This window comes from Methanofollis formosanus (assembly GCF_019633745.1).
Taxonomy (GTDB): domain Archaea; phylum Halobacteriota; class Methanomicrobia; order Methanomicrobiales; family Methanofollaceae; genus Methanofollis; species Methanofollis formosanus.
The window spans coordinates 2223883-2250073 of record NZ_CP037968.1 but is presented as its reverse complement, the minus strand read 5'-3'; the positions used below and the strand labels follow the sequence as shown (position 1 = coordinate 2250073).

The following is a 26191-nucleotide window of genomic DNA, read 5'->3' as shown; positions in this document are numbered from 1 at the left end:
CAGGAAAAGCCGGGCGAATGCTCCGTGAACTCATCGCCGTCTACCCCTGGCGGTTCATCGGGTTCATCATCCTTGCCTCCCTCATCCCAAAAGTCTATGACCTCACGAATATGTTCTGGGTCGGCCAGATCAGTTACGACGCCCTTGCCGTCACCAAACAGTACGACTTCCTCGCCGTCGCCGTCGAGGTGATCAACGAGACCGTACCCTTTGGTGTGCTGGCCCTCATCGCCCAGAACTACACCGACCGGAAAAAAGTGCTCTCCATCCTCAAGTCAGGCCTTGTGATCCAGGTCGCCCTCTCGGCCGTGCTGACGGCGGTCGTCTTTCTCTGCACACCGACATTTGTCTCGACGATCGGAACCCCGGCCGAGATCGTCACCCTGACCGAGTCCTATATCCACCTCATGGCCCTCGCGCTTCCCTTCGACGCCATCGCCTTCCTCCTCCTCATCGCGGTCAAGGCCATGAGAAAAGGAAAGGCCGCCATGCTGATCGTCCTCCTCTCGGTCGTCCTGAATGTCGTCTTCGACCTCCTGTTCATCTCCACCCTTGACATCTCCCTCCACCTCGGCGTCATGGGGGTCGCGCTCGGCTATATCCTCTCAAAAAGTATTCTGGCGGCGGTGTCCCTCGGCTACCTTGTCCACATCCTTGATCTCAACATCCTCAGGTTTGTCAGGGAGATCCCCGCACGCCTCTGCATGATCCCGATCTTCAAGATCGGCGGGTGGACCGGCCTTGACTCCCTCGTCAGGAATGCCGGTTATGTCGGCATCCTCATGGCCCTCAACCTCATCGGCGTCAGCCAGTTCGGCGGGTACGGCCTTGCCATGACCGTGATGTGGACGCTCCTCGTGCCGGTCCTCGCCCTGGCAGAAGCGACCAATGTCGTTGTCGGCAACTATTATGGTGCAGGCAACTACCTGGCCATCCCAAAAGTGCTCGCGATGTCAGAGATCCTTGCCCTGGGCGTCATCGGATGTATCGCCATGGCCGGCCTCCTCTCCTGGGACTGGCTCTCTGCGGTCTTCAACCCCAACCCCGAGATGGTGGCGTACTCGGTACAGGCCTTCCACTGGCTCATCGTCCCGTACATCTTCTTCGCCGCCGGGATCATCCTCAAGAGTCTCTTTTACGGGACAGGTATGACTAAGTACATCTTCTTTGTCTCTCTCATCGTGCAGGCATGTGTGGTCTTCCCGTTCGTGATCCTCATGAAGGCCGGCGCGATTGTCCCGGTCTTCACCACCGTGATGACCCTCTTTGTCTTCACGTTCACCCTTGACCTCATCTGCACGGTATTCTTTGCACACCATCTGCTCGGGACGTTCCCGCAGGCAGAGAGAGGGGAGGCGGCGCATGCCTGAGAAGAGAGAGTCCCTCCCACCGGCAAAGATCCTCCTTGTCGGCACTCTTGGGAGCGGGAAGACGACGGTGGCAGAGCATCTCTCAGATAGGACCGGCATCCCGTACCGGTCCATCGACCGATACAGGGAAGAGCACGGTGACGGCACCGTCGCCGGCGAATACCGGGCACAGACCGCTTTCATGGAGGCATGCAGCGCCACCCGCCCGGCCGTCATCGAGTTCTCCGGATGCGGTCCTCACGCCGGCATGGCGGCCGTCGCACTCAGGGAGTCAGGTCTGCCGGTCTCTGTCATCTGGCTGGACGCCCCGGAGAAGATCTGTCTGGAAAGAGCAGAGAGGCGGAGCGGTCAGGTGCCCTACCCTCTTCCCTGGGGGGATGTCGCCCTCTCCATCTCCTCCATCTCATGCGACCTCAAAAAGACGTGGGAATGGGTCTGGACGTCTGGCAGGAGATTCCGTACCCTCCATCTCCCTCTCAATGGAGGAGAGACGGCCGAAGAGATCACGGACAAAGTTGTCGCATTTGTATGGGAGTAGGGACAGTGTATGGGACGATCGTACTCGAAGAAGTCCGGGGCTTTGCCGGGTCGCACAAAGACGTTCGCGGCATGGTGCTCACAGGCTCGTGGGCACGGGGCGAGGAGACCGAACAGTCTGACCTCGACCTCTTCCTGATCGCGAGGACAGATCCTGATACTCTCCTGCACGACCTTGCCGATGCCATGGACGCGAGGGAGGTGATCAGGTCAAAGCCAGAGAAAGGGGTCTTCTTCCTGGGTGATACCTATCTCAAGGCCGACATCACGGTCGTCTCTGATACTTCAGAGATCGAGAAGATGTACAGGGGCTCACGGATCACCGACCCCTCGCGCTCGGTGCTGGTAGACAAAGACGGGACGGTCAGGGCGGCCGTCAGCACATGGATCCGGCCGCCCGAGATACCTGACCTCATGCCCGAGATCGCAAAGGTGACAGAGAGTTTCATGGAGATGTTCGAACTCGCGTCCAGATACGCCGCCCAGAACGATGCCTACCGTTTCTACTTCACCTACAACATCGCCCTCGCCCGCTATGCCGCTCTTCTTCAACTGCAGAAGGGAAACGATGCCTACCTGTACACCCCCCGGTCCCTGCTGGAAGAGATGGATGCCGAGGGGCAGAGAGCGTTTCGCAACCTTGCCGCGAGCCTGGATCTCAAAGATGCCGCGGAGTTATTGGAGAGGCTCTCGAAGGCCTTTGTCCGAGCATACCGTCACCTGCACTCCCGGCATCCAAACCTGCCCCGGGAAACAAAAGAGATCTACTTTTTTTTGACAGCGATCAGAAGACGAGACACAATAGAATAGCGGTGTAGAATTACACCTCTGGATTCTATATTGGGGGGCACAACCCCCCTCACAGTCATCCGTCCGCCTTTCCACTCCCATCGCCATCCCGGGGGCTCGGTGGCTGCGACCGGAGGGGGAAGGTGCGATGATCAGACGCACCGCCCTGATCGCAGACCCTTTCCCGCCGCCTCGCGTTGGGAAGACGGCGAGACGCAGCGTTCCTGATCATGGGTCCCCTCCACACCCCAAAGATCTGCTCAAAAATTTTCCACAGCATGCTTCAGGTCTGCCCTTCACCCACGCCCGGTTCCCCGGCAACCCGCGTGACCAGCACCTTGTCCACCCGGTTGCCGTCCATATCCACCACCTCGTAGCGCAGATTGCCCAGTTCAATATAATCGCCAGTCCGGGGTATCCGTTCCAGAACATACATGATCAACCCGGCAAGAGAGTGGTACCGCCCCTCTTCTTCTCCTGGAAAGACATCCACCGACAGGATTTCCTTGATATTCTCGACAGCGGTGCTCCCGTCGATCAGCCACGAACCGTCCTCACGGACGACCACCCCTACCTCGGCCCGCTCCCTCAGAGTACGGACATCCCCCACGATCGCCTCCAGCACATCATGGAGCGTCACAAGGCCCTGGACACTCCCATATTCGTCGGTTACCAGCGCGATATTCAGCCCGGTCTCCTTGAACGCCTCGATCAGTTTCAGGACCTGGAGTCCCTCGGGGACAAAGAAAGGCTCTGTCACGGCGGCCCTGATCGCGGGCGAAGTGCCTTCCTCCATCTTTGCCATGACCTTCTTCACCGAGACCATGCCGACGATGTTGTCCGGGTCTCCCTCGTACACCGGAAACCTGGAGCGCCCGCTCTGGACCATCTTTCTCAGGTTTTCCGTATCAGGGTCATCGAGATCGAGCGCGACGATATGGGGGCGAGGCGTCATCAGCGACTCGACCCGGCGGTCATCCAGATCAAAGACACCTTCCAGCATATGCAATTCAGATCGCTCAAAGACGCCGGCCCTGGTCCCTTCCTCGAGCATCATCATGATCTCCTCTTCGGTGACCGGGGGCTCTGCGGCATCCCGGATCCCCATGACCTTCAGCACCGCCTCGGTCGAACGACTGAGGACGAAGACGACCGGCGTCGCGACGACCGAGAGCAGGCGCATCGGCCGGGCAACCGTGGACGCGATCGTCTCCGCGTTCGTGAGGGCGATACGTTTCGGGACGAGTTCTCCAAAGATCAAGGTCAGATAGGTGATGACCAGGACCACCAGCGTGATGCTCAGCACCTGGCTGTACGGCGCCAGGGCGGGGATCTCCTGGAAGAAGGGGACGACGCCCGCAGCAACCGTCGCGCCGCCAAAGGCACCGGCAAGGATCCCCACCAGGGTGATCCCGATCTGGATGGTCGAGAGGAACGACGTCGGGCTCTCCGCAAGGGCAAGCGCCGTTGCCGCGCCGGCATCCCCTTTTTCCGCACGTTGCTGGAGTCGGGCCTTCCTGGCCGAGACGATAGCAAACTCAGACATCGCAAAGATGCCGTTGAACACAATCAGAATAACGATAATCGCAATCTCGATGAGATATGACATTTGACTGAGAGAGTGTTGGAGACCGGGTTTATAAATCCATTGAGAGCGATGAATCTGCAGGCGGAGATATTCGATTTACTATGAGGCCATCTCAAAACTTCTCTGGCCTTGATAGGTGAGTGGAAGAAGGTTCTGAAGCACGGTGTCGTTCGAGAAATTGTTGCCGCCCCGCCCCTATCTTTATCGTGGGGGGGCTCGGGCGGTCTCCCCCAGGCAGGAGAAAGCAAGGAAACACTTTTTATTCTCTCTGTGGGCGGCACATCGGATCAATCATACCTTCCTCCGTCACTCGCACCGGGGCTGCCGCCCTCTGACCCCTCCGATGGTGTGAAGTGGGGAGGGCGGAGGAATGGCCAGAAAGTGTCTCGATCCAGATGATTGATCGAGCCAGGGATACTTTTGGGATATGCTCAATGACAATACAGCAACCTTCCCCCTTATCTTCTGCGGGAGAGGGTGCGAGAGTTCTGGGATAGCTTGAGTCGGGATCAGTATCTGCCGGCAGTGACACTTGCAACATTGCAGCAGATGCTGCAAAGATCAAACGGCCTGAAAAGGGGTTGAATCATGCTGTACTGAGAGAGAGAGAAACTTCTCTCTCTCAGTATTATGTTACAGCAAAACCCACACCCACACGGTGGTATCGGTTCTTCCGTGTCCGGGTGCGTGCGTGTGTGATACCCGAAATGTTGCAAACGATCCGCCGATCCCGGAGTGCAACGGAGGAAAACCGGATCAAAACCCCATACGTCGCCCGTTGAATGGCGGCACCTTCCGCAACCTGCTGCAAACTGCTGCAAAAAAGGGGGGTCTGCTGCAAAAGATCCCCTGCACCATCTTTCCCCTGATCTCCTTGCATGAGGTCTTGCGACGATGCGTCGTACACCGAAGGTGTTCCCGACCGACACATAATACTATGCCTGAACATCGCGAACCTCTCCGGCAATCTTCATCGCCATCCTGGCACGGACATTCATGGTTTCCCCGGACATCGGAGAGGGCGCGGCTCCACATCCAGGATAATTTTTTTATCATCATTCCACCCGGAGCAAAACTCTCCCACGGGGCAAACTTCGGCATGCTATCTTCCACCGCGACACATTCCATAATATAGGTCGAAGATCCTCTCAAACGGCTGAAAAGATTTAAAAACGACACCATTATCAGCACTGAGAGCAACATGATCGGCTCCTGCCCGGCGACGACCGAATGCATACAGAAAAGGCACTTCACCTCCTTTTCCGGGAGCATCTGTATGAACAAACTCTAATCTGAAGGATACATTATGACAGAAACCACCATCACCTCCAATCCTGACCCAAAAACGGCGGACCACCAGAGAATGATCACCGAAGGCGTCGCCGTCCTCACCGGCGACCCGAAAAAGGCCATCCTCATGATCGCCGGCCCGATCATGGTCGCCATGCTCTTCCAGGCGGTCTACAACCTCGCTGACGCGGTCTGGGTAGCGGGCCTCGGTGACGACGCCCTCGCCGCCGTCGGGTTCATCACGCCGATCTTCATGATCCTCGTCGGCCTGGGCAGCGGCCTCGGGGCCGGCGTCACCTCGGCCGTCTCCCGCCGCATCGGCGCGGAGAATAAGGCCGGAGCAGACAACGCCGCGATGCACGGCATCGCCATCATCCTGATCCTCTCGGTCGTTGTCACCCTGGCCCTCCTCCTCTTCATCGAACCCCTCGTCCTTGCCCTCGGCGCCGGGGAGACCGCGGGCTATGCCATCGAGTACGGCCGCATCATCTTTGCCGGGACCATATTCATTCTCTTTGCCGACGTTCTCTATGCCGTCTTCACGGCCGAAGGGAACACCCGGAGGACGATGTACGCCTGCGCCGGGTCCGCGGTCCTCAACATGGTCCTCGACCCCATCCTCATCTATGGTGCTGGCATGGGCATCGCGGGAGCGGCCTGGGCGACACTCATCTCGATGGCCTTCGTCTGCGTCATCCTCCTGTACTGGCTCCTGGTGAAAAAGGACACCTATGTCTCCATCGAATGGCAGCGTTTCTCCCCTGAGAGGCACACGACCATGGACATCTTCGCCGTCGGGATCCCTGCAAGCCTGGAATTCGTGCTGATGTCGGTCGCCGGGATCATCATCAACGGCACCCTCGTCCATCTCGCCGGGTCGAATGCCGTCGCCGTCTATACCGGCGGGTGGCGGATCGTCTTCTTCGCCCTGATCCCGTTCATCGCCATGTCCATCGCCGTCGTCTCGGTCTCGGGCGCGGCTTACGGCGCGAGGAAGTACGACAGGCTCAGGGTCGCCCACGCCTTCGCGGTTCGATCGGGCATCCTCATCGGCCTCGGTCTCTCTCTCCTCACCTGGTTTCTCGCGCCCTTCATCTCCTGGATCTTCACCTACTCGGCCGGGAGCGCACACCTGGCCGGAGGGATCACCGCCTTTCTCATGACGATGTGCTTCTTCTACCCCTTCATCGCACCGGGCATGATGTCTGCCGGAGTCTTCGAGGGGACCGGGAAGGGCCTCTTCGCCCTTGCCGTCGAGTTCCTCAGGAACCTTGTCTTCATCGTCCTCGCCGTCTGGGTGCTCGGCGTCGCCCTCGGTTTCGGGGAAGTGGGAGTCTGGTGGGGGATCGTCACGGGGAACATCCTCGGCAGCATCGTCGGGTACCTCTGGGCGCGGGTTTACCTCTCGCGGCTCATCAGGCAGCGGGCCGGCCACTCCACTCCCGCCCCTGTGCAACGCCCTGATCACGAAGGGTAAGGGATGCGGGCGTCGGGAGAAGGAGACCGGGATCAACAACCCCGGATGTTCTTTTTTTGTATTGGACCGGATTGATCTCGCCACAAAAATGCCTGATAAATCACAAAAAGATCTAATTCTATCATAACCAGGCATAGCAGCCCAGGCAAATGGTTTATATTTGATTTATAGAGCGGCAGAAGTACATTATATAGATTGCTCTGCCCCCATAGAAAAGAATCTATATCATACTGTTATTTTTATTATATCGCTCCGGAGGACACCATTATGGAAAAAGAAGTTCCTGAGATTATAATAAATCCATCAAACATCTTCAGAATTCTCATCTGCGTATCGATCCTCGGATATCTGGTATCCGGGGTGGCGGCCTCCCCTCCGCCTGCGTACTCGGTGAACGCCACCGGGTGGTGGGACGAGACCGGTGCTTTCAACCCTGCCCCGGCAAACCCCATCCAGGCGGCGCTGACCAACGCCTCTGCCGGCAGCGTGGTCACTGTCGTTGAACAGACATCCTATCCTTCTTCCCTCGTCTTCGATGCAAAATCGATCACCCTCGACCTCAACGGATCGATACTTGACGGGTCGGCGATCACGGACCGGCCAGGGATCACGCTTGCAGGCGCGAATGACGTCACGATCAAAAACGGTCAAATCGCCCATTATCAGGACAGCATCCAATTCACGGGGAACTCTGACGGCGTTTCGATCTCTGACGTGGCCATTGTGAGTTCCGGGCGGCACGGGATCTACTTCTACAGGGACTGTGCAAACACCGTCTTCTCGAACATCACCATCACCGATCCGAAGAAGACGGGCATCACGAAGTACGATTATTCCAAACTTGCAAACATCACCGTCCGCGACAGCACGGTGACCAACGCCGGCAACAACGGCATCGTCCTGAATGACTACAGTTCCTATCATGTTCGCGACATCGTCCTCTCAAACGTCACGGTTACGAACGTCACAGAAACCGGCATCAGCGTCGGGCAGGACCGCATATCACAGAGCAGGAACGTTACGGTGCGCGACTGCACCGTCAAAGGGGCAGGTGAGAACGGCGTCCGAGTGCTTGGCCGGGGCACGGTGGTCATCGACGGCGTCGAGACCGGAGAGAACGGGAACAACGCCGGGGACGGCTCCTATTATGGCCTCTATCTCAAGGGATTCGACGCCCCGACCGTCACCCTCACCAACACCACCGTCGAGAACAACAGGAACGGCCTCTATCTGGATGGAGTCTCCGATCTCCTCCTGGACGGCGACGTCATCGTCCGGGACAATGGCGGGTATCCCTATTATCTGCGAAGCTGCGACAACATCACCGTCCGGGACAACACTCTCGGCCCGAAGAAACCCTATACCCACGGCCTCTACCTCGCCGCAGTGACGAACAGCACCTTCCAGAACATCACCGTCGCCTCCCCCGACCAGCACGGGATCTACTTCAGGGAGGACTGTGCGAACACTCTCTTCTCGAACATCACCATCACCGATCCGAAGAAGACGGGCATCACGAAGTACGATTCTTCCAAACTTGCAAACATCACCGTCCGCGACAGCACGGTGACCAACGCCGGCAACAACGGCATCGTCCTGAATGACTACAGTTCCTATCATGTTCGCGACATCGTCCTCTCAAACGTCACGGTTACGAACGTCACAGAAACCGGCATCAGCGTCGGGCAGGACCGCATATCACAGAGCAGGAACGTTACGGTGCGCGACTGCACCGTCAAAGGGGCAGGTGAGAACGGCGTCCGGGTGCTTGGCCGGGGCACGGTGGTCATCGACGGCGTCGAGACCGGAGAGAACGGGAACAACGCCGGGGACGGCTCCTATTATGGCCTCTATCTCAAGGGATTCGACGCCCCGACCGTCACCCTCACCAACACCACCATTGAGAACAACACGAACGGCCTCTATCTGAACGGAGTCTCCGATATCCTCCTGGACGGCGGCGTCATCGTCCGGGACAATGGGGGGTATCCCTATTATCTGCAAAACTGCGACAACATCACCGTCCGGGACAACACTCTCGGCCCGAAGAAACCCTATACCCACGGCCTCTACCTCGCCGCAGTGACGAACAGCACCTTCCGGAACATCACCGTCGCCTCCCCCGACCAGCACGGGATCTACTTCAGGGAGGACTGTGCAAACATGGTCTTCTCGAACGTCACCATCACCGATCCGAAGAAGACGGGCATCACGAAGTACGATTCTTCCAAACTTGCAAACATCACCGTCCGCGACAGCACGGTGACCAACGCCGGCAACAACGGCATCGTCCTGAATGACTACAGTTCCTATTATGTCCGCGACATCGTCCTCTCAAACGTCACGGTTACGAACGTCACAGAAACCGGCATCAGCGTCGGGCAGGACCGCACGTCACAGAGCGGGAATGTTACGGTGCGCGACTGCACCGTCAAAGGAGCAGGTGAGAACGGCGTCCGGGTGCTTGGCCGGGGCAAGGTGGTCATCGACGGCGTCGAGACCAGAGAGAACGGGGGCAAAGCCGGGGACGGCTCCTATTATGGCCTCTATCTCAGGGGATACGATGACCCGACCGTCACCCTCACCAACACCACCATTGAGAACAACACGAACGGCCTCTATCTGAACGGAGTCTCCGATATCCTCCTGGACGGCGGCGTCATCGTCCGGGACAATGGCGGGTATCCCTATTATCTGCAAAGCTGCGACAACATCACCGTCCGGGACAACACTCTCGGCCCGAAACCCTATACCCGCGGCCTCTACCTCGCCGCAGTGACGAACAGCACCTTCCGGAACATCACCATCGACAGAGCAAACGGCGACGCACTCTGGTTTGAGGGCACATCCACAGGACTTGTCTTCGACGCCATCACCATCACGAAACCAGGCAAAAGCGGGATCTACTTCTACAGGGACTGTGCGAACACCGTCTTCTCGAACGTCACCATCACCGATCCGGCGGCGGGCATCACGAAGTACTATTCTTCCAACCTTGCAAACATCACCGTCCGCGACAGCACCGTGACCAACGCCAGGGGAGACGGCATCGCCCTCGACGACGACTCTTCTCACGCGGTCCGCGACATTGCCCTCACCAATGTCACGGTCAGGAACGCAACAGGAAACGGCATCATCATCAGGCAGGACAGTCGTGAAGAGAGCAGGAACATCACTCTCCGGGACTGCACCGTCGAAGGAGCAGAAAAGTACGGAGTTGAACTCAGGGCGAGAGGGACGGCCGTCATCGACGGCGTCGAGACCAGAGAGAACGGCGACAACGCCGGGGACGGCACCTATTACGGCCTCTATCTCAAGGGATACGACGCCCCGACCGTCACCCTCATCAACACCACCGTCGAGAAGAACAGGAACGGCCTCTATCTGGAACAAGTCTCCGATCTTCTTCTGGACAACGGCGTCACCGTCCTGGACAATGGTGGGTATCCCTATAATCTGCAAAACTGCGACAACATCACCGTCCGCGACCACGCTCTCGGCCCGAAATCCTATACCCACGGCCTCTACCTCGCCTCAGTGACAAACAGCACCTTCAAGAATATCACCGTCGCCTCCCCTGACCAGCACGGGATCTACTTCAGGGGGGACTGTGCGAACACCATCTTCTCGAACATCACCATCACCGATCCGGCGGCGGGCATCACGAAGTACTATTCTTCCAACCTTGCAAACATCACCATCCGCGACAGCACCGTGACCAACGCCAGCGAAAACGGCATCGTCCTCGACGACGACTCTTCTCACGCGGTCCGCGACATCGTCCTCACCAATGTCACGGTCAGGAACACAACAGGAAACGGCATCATCGTCGGGCAGGAAAGTCGTGCGGAGAGCAAGAACATCACCCTCCAGGACTGCACCGTCGAAGGATCCGGGAACCACGGCATCGAACTCAAGGCCAGGGGCGGAGTACGGGTTCTCGACTGCGAGGCCAGCGGGAACGCCCGGACCGGCATGGTCCTGACCGGCATCGAGCGGCCCCTCCTTGTCTTTGAGAACGCCACAATCACCGGAAACAACCAGGCCATGCAGATCACCGGCATCAACGCCACGATCACCGACTCCGCCCTTGCCGGCACCACCGGAGACCTCGACCTGAGAGGGAACGCACACATCACGCTCTCGAACACCACCCACGACCGGACAAAGGTCACGCTTGACGGAACCTCCCGCCTCGCCGTCCTCTGGCCGCTCATCGTCACGACCACCGATCTGACAGGGAACGTCGTCGCCGGCGCGGACGTCACCGCCGCCGACGTGAACGGGACCGTGGCACTCACCGCACAGACCGGCGCAGACGGCCGGACCGGCCCGCACCTCCTCACAGAATACACCCGGAACGGCACCGCACCCGCGGTCCTCTCCACACCCTACACCTTGACGGCCAGCGCTCCGATCGGTTCGGCCTCAGACACCACCGACCTCTCCAGCCCCACGACCGTGACCCTCCGCCTCTTCAAGGACACCGAACCCCCGGCGATCACCTATGTGGCGCCGACCCCTGAGGACGGGGCCAGGTCGCCCGCGAACGTCACGGTAAAGGTACTCGTCACCGACGACGTCGGCGTCGCCGGGGCACTCCTCGAAGTGAACGGCGTCAACGCCACGATGAATCTCGACGGAGCCGGGACGACAGTGTACGCCAGCGCGAAGATCACCGGGGACGGCGTCCACCGGTACCGCGTCTATGCCAATGACTCTGCCGGGAACATGAACGTCACCGGAATGCGGAGCGTGGGCATCAGCACCACTCCCCCGCCCGGCGTCACCGATCTCGCCGCCACCACGATCTCGGAGACCGCGATCACATGGACCTGGACCGACCCGGCAGACCCGACCTTCGACCGGGTGATGCTTTTCCTCAACGGCACCTTCCTGACCAACGTCTCGGTGGGCGTCGGCACCTACACCACGACCGACCTCGCACCCGACACCGCTTACCTCCTCAGCACCAGGAGCGTCGACTTCTGCGGCCAGGCCAACGCCACATGGGTGAGCACCACCGCGAGGACCGCACCGGACCGCACCCCGCCGGCAAGCGTCACCGACCTGACCGCCGCCACGGTCTCGGAGACCGCGATCACCTGGACCTGGACCGACCCGGCAGATGCGGACTTCGACCGGGTGATGCTCGCCCTCGACGGCACCTTCCTGACCAACGTCTCGGCGGGCGTCGGCACCTACACCACGACCGACCTCGCACCCGACACCGCATATCTCCTCAGTACCAGGACCGTCGACATCGCTGGCAACCTCAATCAGACCTGGGTGAACGCCACCGCAAGGACCACACCGGACCAGACCCCACCGGCAGGCGTTACCGACCTGACCGCCGCCACGATCTCGGAGACCGCGATCACATGGACCTGGACCGACCCGGCAGATGCGGACTTCGCCGCGGTCAGGGTGTACTGGGACGGTGCTCTCGTGGAGGTACCCGCAGGGGAAGAGCACTTCAACGCAACCGGGCTTGCACCCGATACCGGGTACCAGATCGGCACCAGGACCGTCGACACCGCGGGCAACCTCAACCAGACCTGGGTGAACGCCACCGCGAGAACCGCACCGGACCGCACCCCGCCGGCCGGCGTCACCGACCTGACCGCCGCCACGGTCTCGGAGACTGCGATCACCTGGACCTGGACCGATCCGGCAGATGCAGACTTCGCCGCGGTCAGGGTGTACTGGAACGGCACGGACGTGGAGGTACCCGCAGGGGAAGAGCACTTCAACGCAACCGGGCTTGCACCCGATACCGGGTACCAGATCGGCACCAGGACCGTCGACACCGCGGGCAACCTCAACCAGACCTGGGTGAACGCCACCGCGAGAACTGCACCGGACCGCATCCCACCGGCAAGCGTCACCGACCTGACCGCCGCAACGATCTCAGAGACTGCGATCACCTGGACCTGGACCGACCCGGCAGATGCGGACTTCGACCGGGTGATGCTATCGCTCAACGGCACCTTCCTCACCAATGTTTCGGCGGGCGTCGGCACCTACACCACGACCGACCTCGCACCCGACACCGGCTATCAGATCGGCACCAGGACCGTCGACACCGCGGGCAACATCAACCAGACCCGGGTGAACGCCACCGCGAGAACCGCACCGGACCAGACCCCACCGGCAGGCGTTACCGACCTGACCGCTGCCACGATCTCGGAGACCGCGATCACCTGGACCTGGACCGATCCGGCAGATGCGGACTTCGCCGCGGTCCGGGTGTACTGGAACGGCACGGACGTGGAGGTACCCGCAGGGGACGAGCACTTCAACGCAACCGGGCTTGCACCCGATACCGGGTATCAGATCGGAACACGAACCGTCGACACCGCGGGCAACATCAACCAGACCTGGGTGAACGCCACCGCGAGGACCGCATCTGTTCAGCCCTCACCGACCCCCACCTCCTCGTCATCAGGCAGTGGCGGCGGCAACTCCAGGACCTCTGCCGCCTCGGCAAAACCTCTCTTGCCTGACCAGCAGAGCAGTCTCAGTTTCAAAGGGACGGCGATCTATGTCATCGATGTCATCGCTGCGGACGCCACCCGCGACCTCCTCTTCACCGTCGAAGACGCCGGTTCTCTCCCGGCCGGCATACCCTGCCCCGACGATGAGACCTACTGTATCGAGCACGTGGAGCAGTACCGCACCAATGACAGCGACATCGCCACCGCAACGATCAGGTTCAGCGTGTCGAAGGCATGGCTCGACGAGAGGGGTTACCATTTCTCGGACATCGTCCTCCTGCGCTTCCACAACGGCGTATGGACCGAGATCCCGACGACGTTTGAAGGAGAAAAAGATGGGTATTACTACTACTCCGCCGAAACCCCGGGCTTCTCCTACTTCGCCATCGTCTATCGAGAGAACGGGACAATCGTCCCCGAAGTGACCGCACCGGCACGGGAAGCGGCGGCCAACACCTCCGTCACGTCAGAACCGACACCGCCCCCCGAAGCCACCAGGACAACCCCGACACAGAGCCCTTCGGTTATCTTCGGGATTCTGGGCACCTCAATTGCCATCATCGTTGCCTCAGGTGCGGCCAGGATAAGAAAGCGGTGACTTCCGCGTTCCTCCCACCTCTTTTTTCCGGCCCTCTCTTCAGCAGGGTGCCGTTCCGGACCCTCAACCCCCCTGTAACCTTCATCCATCGCCTTCCCTCATGCTCACGCCGGGGGAAACCCCCCGGACCCCCCCACGGACGAAGATAGCCGAGGGCCGGCGAAGTGAACACGATCCCCACCGATTCTCCCCTCTTGAAAAAGCGCGATCAAGCGACGGGAAATTTTCATCCCGTATGCTTGAACCCCACGTTCATGCCCGATTCTACAAAGCCCTTAAATATCGTCTCTCCCTATCCCCGGCATGGACCCGACCGCGTTCTTCGCCGCGTTCTTTGCCGCTCTCTTCGCGATCGCCAATCCGATCGGCAACGTACCCTTCTTCATCATGTACACCGCAGACGTCTCATCGACCCGCACCAGGCACGCCGTCGCCCTCCTCCTCGGCGGGGTCATCGCCGGGACGATGCTGCTGTGCATGTTCTTCGGCGCCGACATCCTCAAGTTCTTCGGCATCTCGATACCGGCCTTCCAGATTGCCGGGGCGATCATCCTGCTGACCATCGCCTTCTCCATGCTCTCGGGCACCCACACCGACCGTACCCACGCTCTCACCGCCGCGACAGGCGAAGGGTCAGTCTGGGAGCGTGCAGAGGCCGTGATCCCGAAGGTCATCGTTCCCCTCGTCATCCCGATCTATGTCGGGGCAGGCACGATCAGCGCTCTCGTCCTCTACGGCCACCAGGCCCTGGCCGACGATGCCCTCCTTCTCCCGGCCCTCGGCGTTGTCCTGACCGTCTGCATCCTCATCACCCTCTGCAACTTTGCCTCGGACTACATTCTCCAGTTCTTCGGCAAGCAGGGGCTTGAGATCGTGGTCAGGATCTTCGGGATCGTCATCGCCGGCATCGCCATCCAGATGTTCTTCCAGGGACTCGGCGGACTGACCGTCGGCTTCGTCAACCCGAGCATCTAATGAGGCTGGCCGGCAAAATCCTACTTCAATTTCTTCGGCCCGGTAGAATCTCATGAGATGTGCTTCCGCGTCATCTCTCGTTCTATACGGCCCTCTTTCCGGCTTTCTCTCGAACCCCTCCATCCTCCCAATCGCAGTGATTTCCATGCGATATCCCCGGCCATATGTCGCCGTCCGGGGGGTCCATGGACGATTGTATCACCCCCAGTCATACGGCCCCTCAGGAGACGGGATAGATCTATGATATCGGACCCGTTTCGTGAACAGACGCAGATTTATCCGATCCTCGGATCTCTGCAATGTGAGCCCGGATCAGAGGGTGGGATCGCGGAACGGAGGTTGATCTGAGCGTGATTTTGTTGGGGTGGGGTTATGATTGCAGACAGACAACGGGCGACCAGGTTCCCGCTCTGGCCCTTACCCCCCCGGGTCATCACCCCCGGTCACTTCCCCATCATCGGCACACCGCACTTCGGGCACTCGGTCTCCCGGCAGGGCACGCCCATGACCTTTGGTTTTTCATACCCGCACGCCGGGCATACACAGGTTCCAGGCGGCACGCCCCGCCGGCCTTGCCCCCTTCCGGGCGGTCCTCTCTGAACATCAGGCATGACTGATTCACCTCAGGCGGCAATTGGCCGCCAGCATTAAAAAGGATCGGGTGGAGCTAGTTGTCGACCCAACAGTTGCGTCGGCAACCATTATCCCTTCACGGCACCAACCTGATCTCCATGCGACCCCCTCACGAGAAGATTCCGCTCGGGGCCCTCGTCTCGGTCATCCACCGGACCCACCACATCATCATCGACGAGCGGATGAAGCGGTACGGCCTCTCCTCAGGCCAGCTCTTCACCCTCATCCACCTTGCCCACCAGCAGGGGATCACCCAGGAGACCCTGGCCCGCCGCTTCCACGTCGACAAAGCCACCGTCGCCCGGGCCGTGCGGCGACTGGAGGACGCGGGATATATCAGCCGCACCGTCGACCCCGAGGACCGCCGGGCCGTCAGGATCTTCCTGACTGAAAACGGAGAGAAGATCGTCCCCGAGATCGTCAGGATCGATCACGAATGGGAAAAAGAGGTCTGCGCCGACCTCACCGACGAAGAACAAACGATGGTCCGCACCCTCCTCAGGACCATCGCCCAGAACAGCCTCGACATCATCCTGGAGAATGAGTATGCAGGAAACGAAAACAAAACGCCCTGAAGAGACCGGCACCACAAAGGGCGTCTCCATCCTCACCGGCGACCCGAAGAAGGCCATCATCAAACTCTCGGGCCCGATGATCATGGCGATGTTCCTCCTCTCGGTCTACAACCTCGTCGACGCCGTCTGGGTTGCAGGACTTGGTGACGACGCCCTCGCCGCCGTCGGGTTCGTGACCCCGGTCTTCATGATCCTCATCGGCCTCGGGAACGGCCTCGGGGCCGGGGTGAGTTCGGCCATCTCGCGCCGGATCGGTGCAAAAGATAAATCAGGAGCAGATCGTGCGGCCATGCACGCGATGCTCCTGACCATCCTCCTCTCGGTCATCTTCACCCTCCCCCTCGCCCTCCTCGCCGGTCCGGTTGCCGCCGCCCTCGGTGCCGGCGAGACCGCAGACCTCGCGGCGACCTATGGGAGCATCGTCTTCTCCGGGACGATCTTCATCCTCTTCACCAACATCGCCTATGCCGTCCTCAGGGCCGAAGGCGACACCAGACGGACGATGTACGCCATGGGGGTGTCCGCCGTCGTCAACATGGTCCTCGACCCCATCCTCATCTACTGGGCCGGGATGGGCATCGCCGGTGCAGCCTGGGCCACCGTCATCGCCGTCGCCCTCGTCTCGGTCGTCCTGCTCTACTGGTTCCTCGTCAGGAGAGACACCTATGTCACCCTCTCCTGGCAGGGTTTCTCCCCTGACCGGGCGATCGTCAAAGACATCCTCAGGGTCGGGCTCCCGGCAAGCATGGAGTTCTTCCTGATGTCGATCGTCGTCATCGTCATCAACGGCCTCCTCGTCCATGTCGCCGGCACCGAAGCCGTCGCCGTCTATACCTCAGGGTGGCGGGTCGTGATGTTTGCGATCATCCCCTTCGCCGCCATCGGCACCTCGGTCGTCTCGGTCGCCGGTGCGTCCTATGGTGCGCGGCTCTTTGAAAATCTCAGGACCGCCCACACCTTCTCGGTCGGCCTGGGGGTGGCGATCGCCCTCGCCATCAGTGCCGTCACCTGGATCTTCGCCCCGCAGATCGCCCTCATCTTCACCTACTCCCCGGAGAGCGCCCACCTCGCCCCGACGATCGTCGCCTTCCTCCGGACGATCTGCTTCTTCTATCCCTTCGTCCCGCCGGGCATCATGTCGGGTTCGGTCTTTCAGGGAACCGGGAAGGGGATGTACTCGCTCGTCCTCAGTCTGCTGCGCAACCTCGTCTTCATCGCCGTCTTCGCGTACCTGCTCGCCCTTCCCCTCGGCCTCGGCGAGGCGGGGGTCTGGTGGGGGATCGTCATCGGCAACATCCTCGGCGGGATCGTCGGGTACGGATGGGCCAGGATCTATATCGCCCGCCTCCTCAGGGTGAGCAAAATGGGTGGGAAGGCGGCCGTCTGAAAGGTGCACCAACCGCGACCTTCATCACCGACCGGGGCAGAGGAGATCAGAGGGATAAACCCATGCGTCAGACAGTCACCTTTGCCCGCCCCGACTTCTCTGCCCTCAGGGAGAGGGGGCTCATGCCGGTGGACATGCACACCCACACGAACCACTCGGACGCCCCGACCCGGGTCAGAGACGCCCTCCGCAAGGCCGAAGACCACGGTTTCGGGCTTGCGATCACCGACCACAACGGTATCGGCGGCGTCCTGGAGGCGCGGCGCCTGGGCACGGAGACGACGGTCGTCCCCGGGATCGAGGTGAGCGCCTGGGACGGTCCGCACATCCTCGTCTATTTTTACGACACCCACGACCTGGAAGATTTTTACCGGTCCCATATCAGGGACGCCCGGAGCAAAAGCCCGTACCTTGCCACCCGTCTCACCACCCCCGAGGTCCTGGAGCGGGCCGCGGGGTACCCCTGCGTCGTCTCGGCCGCCCACCCGTACGGCTACCTCCTCTTCAACAAGGGGGTACAGAAGTGCATCGACCGTGAGTACCTCGAACCTACGATCCTCTCCGAGTTCGACGCCGTCGAAGCGCTCTGCGGCGGCATGGGTAGGGGGCAGAACGAGAAGGCCGCCCGCCTCGCTGAAAAAGAGGGGATCGGGGTCACCGGGGGGACCGACGGCCACCTCCTCTCAGACCTCGGCACCGTGGTCACCTGTGCCGACGCCGCGGATGTGGGATCGTTCCTCGACGCCGTCGCCAGGCGGGAGACGACGGTCGTCGGGCTTGAGAAGAACGCCCTCGAGAAGTGCGCCATGGCCGCCGGGGTCGTCCCCCAGTACCTGCCGTACCTCGGCCCCTCCCTCGCGGTCCACTGGCACCAGAACCTCCCCCGCCTCCTCCGCATCCCCGAGCGGTTGAGAGCAGGGTTAAAGCACCCCTGAAAAGAGCCGGAAGACCATCTCCTTCGCCTTCACCCGCCGCGACCGGGCCGCGTAGACCGCAGGCGTCACCTCGGTGCAGGCGGCCAGGTCGGCTTCGAAGACCGCCTGAAGCCGCCCGGCCACCTCCGCGTCGTAGATGAAGGCGTTGGCTTCGAAGTTCAGGCAAAAACTCCTGATATCCCAGTTGGCGCTCCCCACCGAGGCCGCGGCGCCGTCGACGACGATAGTCTTGGCATGGAGAAACCCGGCGTCGTAGGTGTAGGCCCGCACGCCGGCCGCGAGAAGGTCGCCGATGTACGAGTACGTTGCCCAGTAGACGAAGGGATGGTCGGGCTTGCAGGGGATCATCACCCGCACGTCGACGCCCGAGAGCGCGGCGATGGTCAGGGCGTCGAGCACGCTCCCGTCAGGGACAAAATACGGCGACTGGATGTAGACCGACTTCTCTGCCGAGGAGATGAGTTTGAGGTAGCCCTTCTTGATCTCTTCCCCGAGCGAGTCGGGGCCGCTTGAGACGATCTGGACGACGGCGTCGCCGGTGAAAGTGCGGGCCGGGAAGTAGCGTTCTTCAAACCCGAGATCGTCGCCGGCGGCATAGTTCCAGTCCTGGAAGAACCTGAGTTGCATGAAGGAGGCGGCGCTCCCGGCGATCTTCAGGTGGGTGTCCCGCCAGGGGCCGAGCAGGGGATCCTCGCCCAGGTACTCGGTACCGACATTGAAGCCCCCGATGAACCCGACCGTCCCGTCGACGACGGCGATCTTCCTGTGGTTGCGGTAGTTCACCCTGAGGTTGAAGGGGAGGTAACGCGACGGGAAGAAACTCGCCACCTCACCGCCCGCCTCGGTCAGGGGCCTGAAAAAGTCTGCTCTGAGCCGTCGGCACCCGACGGCGTCGTACAACAGCCGCACCTCGCACCCTTCGGCCGCCTTCTCCGCAAGCGCCGTGATCATCCGCCGGCCCAGGCTATCGTCCCTGATGATGTAATACTGGAGATGGACATGGTCGCGGGCCGAGTGGATCGCATCGAAGAGGGCCGAGAACTTGTCGTCTCCCCCGGTGTAGACCTCCACCTCGTTATCGGGGCAGAGGACCGCCATGTCGTGGCGCAGCAGCATGGAGGCCAGGGGCCGGAAGGCCCCGAGGCGGCCGCTGAGAGGAGAGGTGCCGGCCGTCATCCACCCCTCCTGCTCCCTGAGGATCCCTTTCAGCATCTCGTCGTCCTTTTTTTTCAGGATGAACAGCCGTTTTTTGTAGATGTTCTGGCCGAGGAGAAGGTAGAAGACGAACCCCAACACCGGGATGAAGACCAGGACGACGATCCAGGCGAGGGCGGCGCCCGGATTTTTCCGCTCGAAAAAGATGATCAGGAGGGCACAGACGGCGTTGAGGACGAACAGTCCGGGACATATGATGGCGGGCACTCCCATATCGCCGACCCCCTCGTCTCTCCATGGACGCCGGTACGTCATCAGCCTTTTGTCGGAGAGGAGGGGGTCTGATCCAGTACCCGTCCGTCAAGAACGGCCCCGGCATGGGGCCGCCTTCGGTCCCGGCACCATGTCGGAACCTTCATCATCCCTTCGCCTGAAGACACTTCCCTGAAGAAGGGAGAGGGATGACCGCCGGCGACCCGGGGAGCAGGCCGCCAGACTGGCTCGTGGAGATCACCGAGGCACTCGGGTCACCGGAAGGCGGCGCCGCACTCTGCATGGCCCTCGGCATCCGCCCGCTCCCCTGCCCCCTCCCCCTGGAGAACAGCGGCGTCTTCCTCCTGGCCGGGAGCATGGAAGCGCCGCTCGCCCTCTGGACCAGGGAAGAGATCGAGGTGCCGGAAGGTTCCCTGGTGCTCGTCAGTGCTGGAGAGAAGGGCGCACTGCTCTGTCGGTCGGGAGAAGGGCACACCAGGATCGTCCTCGACCCGGCTGACCCGCGGGAGAGCGACCGCCGTGCGCTGACCGCACTCCGGGACGGCGAAGACTACGGGCAGGCGGCCACCTCGCGCCGGTTCGTGGAGGAGTGCATCCCCCTCTTCGGGTCGGTCTCGCGGGCGACCGGCGACCGCGAGGGCTCCCTCACCCTCTTCGTCGACCTCGTGATGCTCTCCATGCCCGGTGCCGAGGGAGAAGGTCCGGGCGATCTCTGGGAGCGGTACCGTGCCGGGGGGCGGTACGGCACCGACCGGTTCGCCGCCGGGGTGGCCGCACCGTCACTCGCAGCGGCGCTGCAGGGTTGCCGGCCGCCCGACTCTCTCGACGTCCCGGACCGCTTCTGCAAAAATATTCTGGAGATCATAGAGCGGTACCGTTTCACCTGCCGGGAAGAGACGCCTGCCGAGCAGGAGGCCGCCGTCGGACCCGAGGCGATCGCCCTCCTCACCGAGCACCTCGCCCCGGCAGGCGACCACAGCCTCACCGGGGTCTTCTACACCCCCGTCGCGGAGGTCTGGTTCATGTGCCGCCGCGCCCTGGTCGAGGCACTGAGTGTCCGCCTCCCTGAAGTCGGGGCTGAGGCGCTCTACGCTCTCGTCTTTTCGCAGTCTGCAGCAGGGCTGCCCGACCGGGCCCGCGCCCTCGCCGCACTCGACGAGATCACGGCCATCGACCCGGCCTGCGGGTCGGGCTCGTTTCTCGTCGGGATGCTGGGGGTGCTCGAGGAGACGGCCCGGGCCCTGGGGGGGTCCGGGATCAGGACGATGGTGCGGGCCGTCGGGGAGGGGCTGCATGGGACCGACGTGATGCCGGCCGCCGTCAGGGCCGCGGGTCTGCGTCTCCTCCTCAGGCTCCGTGCAGGTGAGGGAGGAGGGGCGGCCAGTCCCTGGCAGAATCTCCGCGTCGGGGACACCCTCGCCGCCCCCTGGGAAGGCTGCTTCGATATCGTCATCGGCAACCCTCCCTATGTCAGGCAGGAACTGATCGCTCCTCCGGGTTGGGAAGGGGCCGGGACGCACGAGCGGCAGGCCTACAAGGATGCCCTGATCCAAAAGGCCGGGACGGTCTTCCCGGCCCTCGGGCGCCCTGACCGCCGGTCGGACCTCTACATCTACTTCTTCCTCTGCGGGCTGGCGATGCTCAGGCGGCCCGGCGGGATTCTCTGCTTCATCACCCCGACCACCTGGCTCGACACCGCCTACGGCAGCGGGCTGCAGGAATTTCTTCTCAGAAATGTCCCGATCATCGCGGTCTACGACCTCCCCGGACGCACCTTCGCCGGCGCCGACGTGAACACCGTCATCACCCTCCTCGGTTCACCCTCAAAAGAGTCGGACAGGTGCCTCGGCCATCCGGCCAGGTTCGTGCGGGTCGCCGCACCCCCCGGTGACCGGGACCTCGCCGGGGACCTCGCGGCAGTCGAGAGGGCCAGGCCCGCGGCCCGGGATGGGAATCTCGCGGCGATGGCCGGAAACCTCGTAAAGGTCGGGAAGTGCCGGGCCTTCCCGGCCCTCCAGGCAGACCTCCTCGAGGAGGGCCGGGACACGCGGGACGGCAGGTACGCCGGGAGTGCCTGGACCGGGAAATTTCTCAGGGCCCCGGAGATCTTCTACACGGTGCTCAGGAAGGGTCAGGGCCTGTTCGTCAGGATCGGCGAGGTGGCGCCGTTCAGGCGCGGGATGACCACCGGGGCGAACGCCTTCTTCTATCTCGACCGGGCGGGGCAGGACCGGTGGGGGATCGAGGACGAGTTCCTGGTCCCGGTGATCAAGAGCCCGCGCGAGTGCCTGACGACCAGGATCGACCCGGCCGCCCTGCAGTACCGGGCCTTCGTCTGCACCCGCGGGAAAGACGTCCTCGCCGGCACCGGTGCCGGTCGTTACATCGAGAGAGGCGAGGAGCGGCAGGTCAGGATGCGGGAAAGGGGGGAGCGAGTGGGAGCGGCCAGGGGATACCAGAACTTCCGCTCTTTTGAAACGAAGAAACGATGGTATGCCCTCGAACCAAAGGGGGGCACCCTCTTCTGGATGAAGGAGACCTACGAGCGGCTCGGCTGTTTCGTCTCCGAGACCGAAATCCTCTGCGACTGCCGTTTCTACTGCGCCAGTGCCCCGGTGGCGGTTCAGAACGCCGTCAACAGTACCCTGGCCCTCTTCCTGGCCGAGACGCTCTCGCGCAGCAGCCTCGGTCTGGGCGCGAGGTCGTTGATGGTCTATGAAGTCAACCGGCTGCCGGTCCCGGCCGGGATCGAAGGGCTCTCCGGGGAACTGCTCCTTGAGGACCGGAAACTCGGTTCGGTCTTCGAGGAGTGCGGGATCGATCCCGGCCGACCGATACGGGACCAGCGGCCCGGGCCCCTCCCTGACCGGGCGCGCCTGGACGCCCTGGTCTTTGAGGCCTTCGGCCTGACTCCCGCCGAGCAGGAGGAGGTCTACCTCGCCCTCTGCGAGATGGTCCTGGAGCGGACCGGGCGGGCGCGGAGTCTCGGAGGTCATCCCCGGACCCCTCCCCGCAGAAGATAGGAGGGGGATGGCGTGCGTTGGAAAAGTACACCGCACCAAGGAAAATGAAGAATGCCGGCCACCTCATGACCGATACGCAGAGGACATAGTCACTCTCAAAACGATCGGCCCTCTGCCTTCCAGGTCCTATCTTCATCCCTGGGGTCAGGGAGCAGCGCCCCCAGCATGGTGGTGTGGGTAGGCACGTCGATCTGATCGGCCGCCCTCAATCGTTGAATCTTCACCACCATCTCGCGCCGGGGGGAGACCCCCCACGACGAAGATAGCCGAGGTACGGCACGACGCTCGACTTCGATTCGCTCCTCGTTCGTAAGGATGAGGGTCAAGAATCGATCCAGTTCTGAGATGATATTTTCATCCCATATGCTTGAGGCGTTCTTTCGCCTCATGCAAGATTACCATGAAAATGATCCTGACGATCATCGCTTCAGGTTTGCATGAGAGTTTGAACTCGCCATATCCCTTTGAAGCCTATACGCAGAGGATAGAATATCCCTCTGATAGATTGGCCGCCCCGAATCGTCAAATCTTTCCCGCAATCTCGCGCCGGGGGAAACCCCCGGACCCCCACGACGAAGATAGGTGGGGGCGGCGATGGAACACGATCCCCCCCGATTCTCCTGTCTTGAATAGAGAAAGAGCAAACGACGAGAAATTTTCATCCCGTATGCTTGAGCCAGGGGTTCATGCCTGATTCTACAGAGCGGAAAAAATCCGTTCCAATCCCGACAATTGTCCTGGCCCGAGCGACTCTTGAGAGATGCTCTTCAGACAAACCTGAACTCCCACAACCTCCTCCCAGAGACCTCCCGCGCTTCGAGGTGCTCCATCTCGTGGGCAACGGCGAACGCCTCGGGGCCCTCGAAGGTGAGGACGTCCCCCGCCACCTCCCCGGCCGAGACCTCACGCCTGGCCGGATCGACCAGCACCCGCACTCCCCTGCGCACCCTGACCTGCACGCGGGAAGGGCGGACGACCAGGAGTCGTTCCGGTTCCTCGCCGCACTTCTCCAGCCTGGCGACCGCCCCCTCCTCGCTGAGAACCTCCGGGTCGACGAGGAGATAGATCTCTTCGATGGTGGCCCCCTTCCCATCATCCTCATAGACCGTCGTCTTCTTCACGACCGAGACCGCCCTCAACCCCTCTGCCGCATAACTCCAGGCGCCCCCAAAACGCATCGAGAAAAAGACCGGGAGGAATGCTTCTGCAGGGAGAGAAAAACGGTCGGCAAGCCTCCACTCGGCCCCAAGAAAAGCGAGCACCCGGCGGGTCTCGGCGTCGTCACCCCCCTCCATCGGTGCAGGCCCTCGACGGCGGAGCAGATAAATACCCCGCCACCCATCTCCCGGCAGAGGGAGATGATGAAACTCACACCGATCCTGGCCATTCTTGCGATCGCCGTTTTCACGGCCGGATGCACCTCCGAACCGCCGGTCGGGCCGCCGAAGGTCACCGTCACCGGCGTCGCCGTCAGTGACCTTAGCCTGGAGAGCATGGACCTGGTGGTCATCCTTGCCGTGGACAACCCCAACCCGATCGAGGTGACGATCAGCAAGGTGGAGCTGGACGTCTCCTACTCCAAAGACAGAGCAGAAGTGCTGCTCGGCTCAGGAACCGCAGGACCGATCATCGTGCCGGCATCCAACCGGACGGAGTTCACGGTCCCGATCACCATGGACAATGCGGCCATGCTCTCTGCGGCCGCGATCCTGCTCCTCTCCGGAGAACTGGAGGTGAAGGCCGAGGGTATGGCGACCATCGATGCAGGCGTCGCTTCGTTCGACGTGCCTTTTGAGAAGACAGAGAACGTCGTGGTGCGGGACTGAAAAGGTGCCACGCAACCGGCACCAACCTTTTTTGCACGCACGCCACCCTGCCACCATGCAGCCTGTGAGCGGGATCGCCCGGCCCCTTGACTTCTCCTATCCGACAAACCGTGCAATTGTCATTTTCTCCCTCGCGGTCTTCGTCACCAGAACGGCGGCGACGGCCCTCACCGGCATCGGGATCGTCGGGTCGACGATCCCGGGCGCCGCCGCTGGCCTGGCCGTCTTTCTCGCCTGGGCCCTCGGGCGGGAGGTCGACCCCGATCATGCCTATTCCGCCCTGCTGGCGGCGGCGCTCACGGCCGCCGCTCTCCTCGTCCTGCCGGTCTTCGACGTCATCACTCTCCTCTGGCTCCTCCTTCTCCTGCGGGTCGTGAACCGGACGACCGGGCGTGCGGCAACGACCACGGACGTCGCGCTCGTGCTCATCCTCACCCTCTGGCCCCTCAGGCAGGGGTTTCTCATCGCAGGGCCGATTGCGGCCGCGGCGCTCATCCTCGACGGAACCTTGAGGAAGCCCGCCCCCCACCGCATCCCCGCCGCGGCCCTCGCGCTTGCGGCCGCGGCGACGGCCTTCTTCGCCGGACGGGGCACCGCGATCACGACCCCTCCCCTCCCGATCGGCATCACCATCGTCGTCGCGACGGTGCTCTTCCTCCGGGCGATCGTTGCCTCATCGACCGTCCGGTCCTCGGGCGACGGCGGAGGAGGACCACTGGACCCGGGCAGGGTGAGGGCAGCACAGGCCCTCGCCCTCGCGACGGCACTCGTTGCTCTCCCCTGGAACCCTGCAGGGGTCGCCCCCCTCTGGGCTGCCGTCCTTGCCGCCGGGATCTGGCAGGTCTGGCTGATGATACGAAAAAACAGGTGAGTTGACCGCAACCTATTTATCCAGCATACCGAGGTACAGGCATGCTCGGACCAATCATCGGGATCCTTCTCGCACTCCTCGTAGCGCTGCTCCTCTTCTTTGTCCTGAGAAAAGGGATCGCCCTCGTGATCAACGCCGTCGTCGGCGTCGTCATCCTCTACCTGATCAACCTCTTCAACGTAATGAGCCTCTTCGGACTGCCCGACATCCCCATCGACATCATCACCGTACTCATCAGTGCCCTCGGCGGGATCATCGGCGTGATCATCGTGGTGATCCTCCATCTCCTGGGGATCCCGCTCTGAGTCTCTTCAGTGCCCGGACAGGGACACAAGGATAAGTGACAACCCCTCCAGCGATATACCGATACCATTATATTTTATTTTGCAAAT

The 26191-nt window shown here is 61.8% G+C and carries 18 protein-coding genes; 13 read left to right on the top strand and 5 right to left on the bottom strand.

Annotated elements, in window-relative coordinates; all coding sequences use genetic code 11:
• The first annotated feature begins 17 nt into the window (after positions 1-17).
• From E2N92_RS10280 to E2N92_RS10270, 3 genes are read left to right on the top strand one after another with little or no spacing between them, the layout of a single operon-like run.
• Positions 18-1370: an MATE family efflux transporter gene (locus E2N92_RS10280; protein WP_220681082.1), complete on the top strand. Its 1353-nt coding sequence runs from the start codon at positions 18-20 to the stop codon at positions 1368-1370.
• Positions 1363-1908: an AAA family ATPase gene (locus tag E2N92_RS10275; protein ID WP_220681081.1), complete on the top strand. Its 546-nt coding sequence runs from the start codon at positions 1363-1365 to the stop codon at positions 1906-1908. Before E2N92_RS10280 ends, E2N92_RS10275 begins: the two co-directional genes overlap by 8 nt.
• The gene (locus tag E2N92_RS10270; RefSeq protein ID WP_220681080.1) at positions 1899-2717 is read left to right on the top strand and encodes a nucleotidyltransferase domain-containing protein; all 819 of its coding nucleotides are present in this window, start codon (positions 1899-1901) and stop codon (positions 2715-2717) included. Before E2N92_RS10275 ends, E2N92_RS10270 begins: the two co-directional genes overlap by 10 nt.
• A gap of 262 nt (positions 2718-2979) precedes the next feature.
• Here E2N92_RS10270 and E2N92_RS10265 read toward each other — a convergent pair whose 3' ends face one another.
• Positions 2980-4305: a hemolysin family protein gene (locus E2N92_RS10265; protein ID WP_220681079.1), complete on the bottom strand. Its 1326-nt coding sequence runs from the start codon at positions 4303-4305 to the stop codon at positions 2980-2982.
• A gap of 1285 nt (positions 4306-5590) precedes the next feature.
• Here E2N92_RS10265 and E2N92_RS10260 point away from each other — a divergent pair.
• The 3 genes from E2N92_RS10260 to E2N92_RS10250 all read left to right on the top strand — a co-directional run bounded on the left by E2N92_RS10260 (position 5591) and on the right by E2N92_RS10250 (position 15121).
• Positions 5591-7051, top strand: a complete 1461-nt coding sequence (locus E2N92_RS10260; protein ID WP_220681078.1) for an MATE family efflux transporter — start codon at positions 5591-5593, stop codon at positions 7049-7051.
• A gap of 267 nt (positions 7052-7318) precedes the next feature.
• On the top strand, positions 7319-14146 hold the full coding sequence (locus E2N92_RS10255; protein ID WP_220681077.1) for a right-handed parallel beta-helix repeat-containing protein: 6828 nt from the start codon (positions 7319-7321) through the stop codon (positions 14144-14146).
• Between the two features lie 303 nt (positions 14147-14449).
• Positions 14450-15121, top strand: a complete 672-nt coding sequence (locus E2N92_RS10250) for a MarC family protein (protein WP_220681076.1) — start codon at positions 14450-14452, stop codon at positions 15119-15121.
• Positions 15122-15564: 443 nt separating this feature from the next.
• Here E2N92_RS10250 and E2N92_RS10245 read toward each other — a convergent pair whose 3' ends face one another.
• Positions 15565-15732, bottom strand: coding sequence for a DNA repair protein RadA (locus tag E2N92_RS10245; protein WP_220681075.1), 168 nt, complete (start codon positions 15730-15732; stop codon positions 15565-15567).
• A gap of 120 nt (positions 15733-15852) precedes the next feature.
• Between E2N92_RS10245 and E2N92_RS10240 the strand changes: the two genes are divergently transcribed.
• From E2N92_RS10240 to E2N92_RS10230, 3 genes are all read left to right on the top strand, one after another.
• On the top strand, positions 15853-16329 hold the full coding sequence (locus E2N92_RS10240; protein ID WP_220681074.1) for a MarR family winged helix-turn-helix transcriptional regulator: 477 nt from the start codon (positions 15853-15855) through the stop codon (positions 16327-16329).
• Entirely contained in the window at positions 16301-17716 is a 1416-nt protein-coding gene (locus tag E2N92_RS10235) for an MATE family efflux transporter (protein ID WP_220681073.1), read from the top strand. The genes E2N92_RS10240 and E2N92_RS10235 overlap by 29 nt, the downstream gene beginning before the upstream one ends.
• A 62-nt stretch (positions 17717-17778) precedes the next feature.
• A complete protein-coding gene (locus E2N92_RS10230) occupies positions 17779-18651 on the top strand; it encodes a PHP-associated domain-containing protein (protein WP_220681072.1) in 873 nt (290 codons plus the stop codon).
• Here the strand turns inward: E2N92_RS10230 and cls are convergent.
• Positions 18637-20121 carry a cardiolipin synthase gene (gene cls, locus E2N92_RS10225; protein WP_246589176.1) on the bottom strand — a complete coding sequence of 495 codons (1485 nt, stop codon included), beginning with the start codon at positions 20119-20121 and terminating at the stop codon, positions 18637-18639. The two genes, E2N92_RS10230 and cls, sit on opposite strands and share 15 nt — an antisense overlap.
• 146 nt (positions 20122-20267) lie before the next feature.
• On the opposite strand from cls, the gene E2N92_RS10220 reads away from it, so the two are divergent.
• A complete protein-coding gene (locus tag E2N92_RS10220) occupies positions 20268-23102 on the top strand; it encodes an Eco57I restriction-modification methylase domain-containing protein (RefSeq protein ID WP_220681071.1) in 2835 nt (944 codons plus the stop codon).
• 95 nt (positions 23103-23197) lie between these two features.
• Here E2N92_RS10220 and E2N92_RS10215 read toward each other — a convergent pair whose 3' ends face one another.
• Entirely contained in the window at positions 23198-23491 is a 294-nt protein-coding gene (locus E2N92_RS10215) for a hypothetical protein (protein ID WP_220681070.1), read from the bottom strand.
• Between the two features lie 378 nt (positions 23492-23869).
• The gene (locus E2N92_RS10210; RefSeq protein ID WP_220681069.1) at positions 23870-24397 is read right to left on the bottom strand and encodes a RimK/LysX family protein; all 528 of its coding nucleotides are present in this window, start codon (positions 24395-24397) and stop codon (positions 23870-23872) included.
• 66 nt (positions 24398-24463) lie between these two features.
• Between E2N92_RS10210 and E2N92_RS10205 the strand changes: the two genes are divergently transcribed.
• Genes E2N92_RS10205 through E2N92_RS10195 form a run of 3 tightly spaced genes read left to right on the top strand, consistent with a single transcriptional unit; the run spans position 24464 to position 26104 of the window.
• Positions 24464-24928, top strand: a complete 465-nt coding sequence (locus E2N92_RS10205; protein ID WP_220681068.1) for an LEA/WHy family protein — start codon at positions 24464-24466, stop codon at positions 24926-24928.
• 55 nt (positions 24929-24983) lie between these two features.
• The gene (locus E2N92_RS10200; protein ID WP_220681067.1) at positions 24984-25799 is read left to right on the top strand and encodes a hypothetical protein; all 816 of its coding nucleotides are present in this window, start codon (positions 24984-24986) and stop codon (positions 25797-25799) included.
• 41 nt (positions 25800-25840) lie between these two features.
• Positions 25841-26104 carry a pro-sigmaK processing inhibitor BofA family protein gene (locus E2N92_RS10195; protein WP_220681066.1) on the top strand — a complete coding sequence of 88 codons (264 nt, stop codon included), beginning with the start codon at positions 25841-25843 and terminating at the stop codon, positions 26102-26104.
• Positions 26105-26191: the final 87 nt, after the last annotated feature.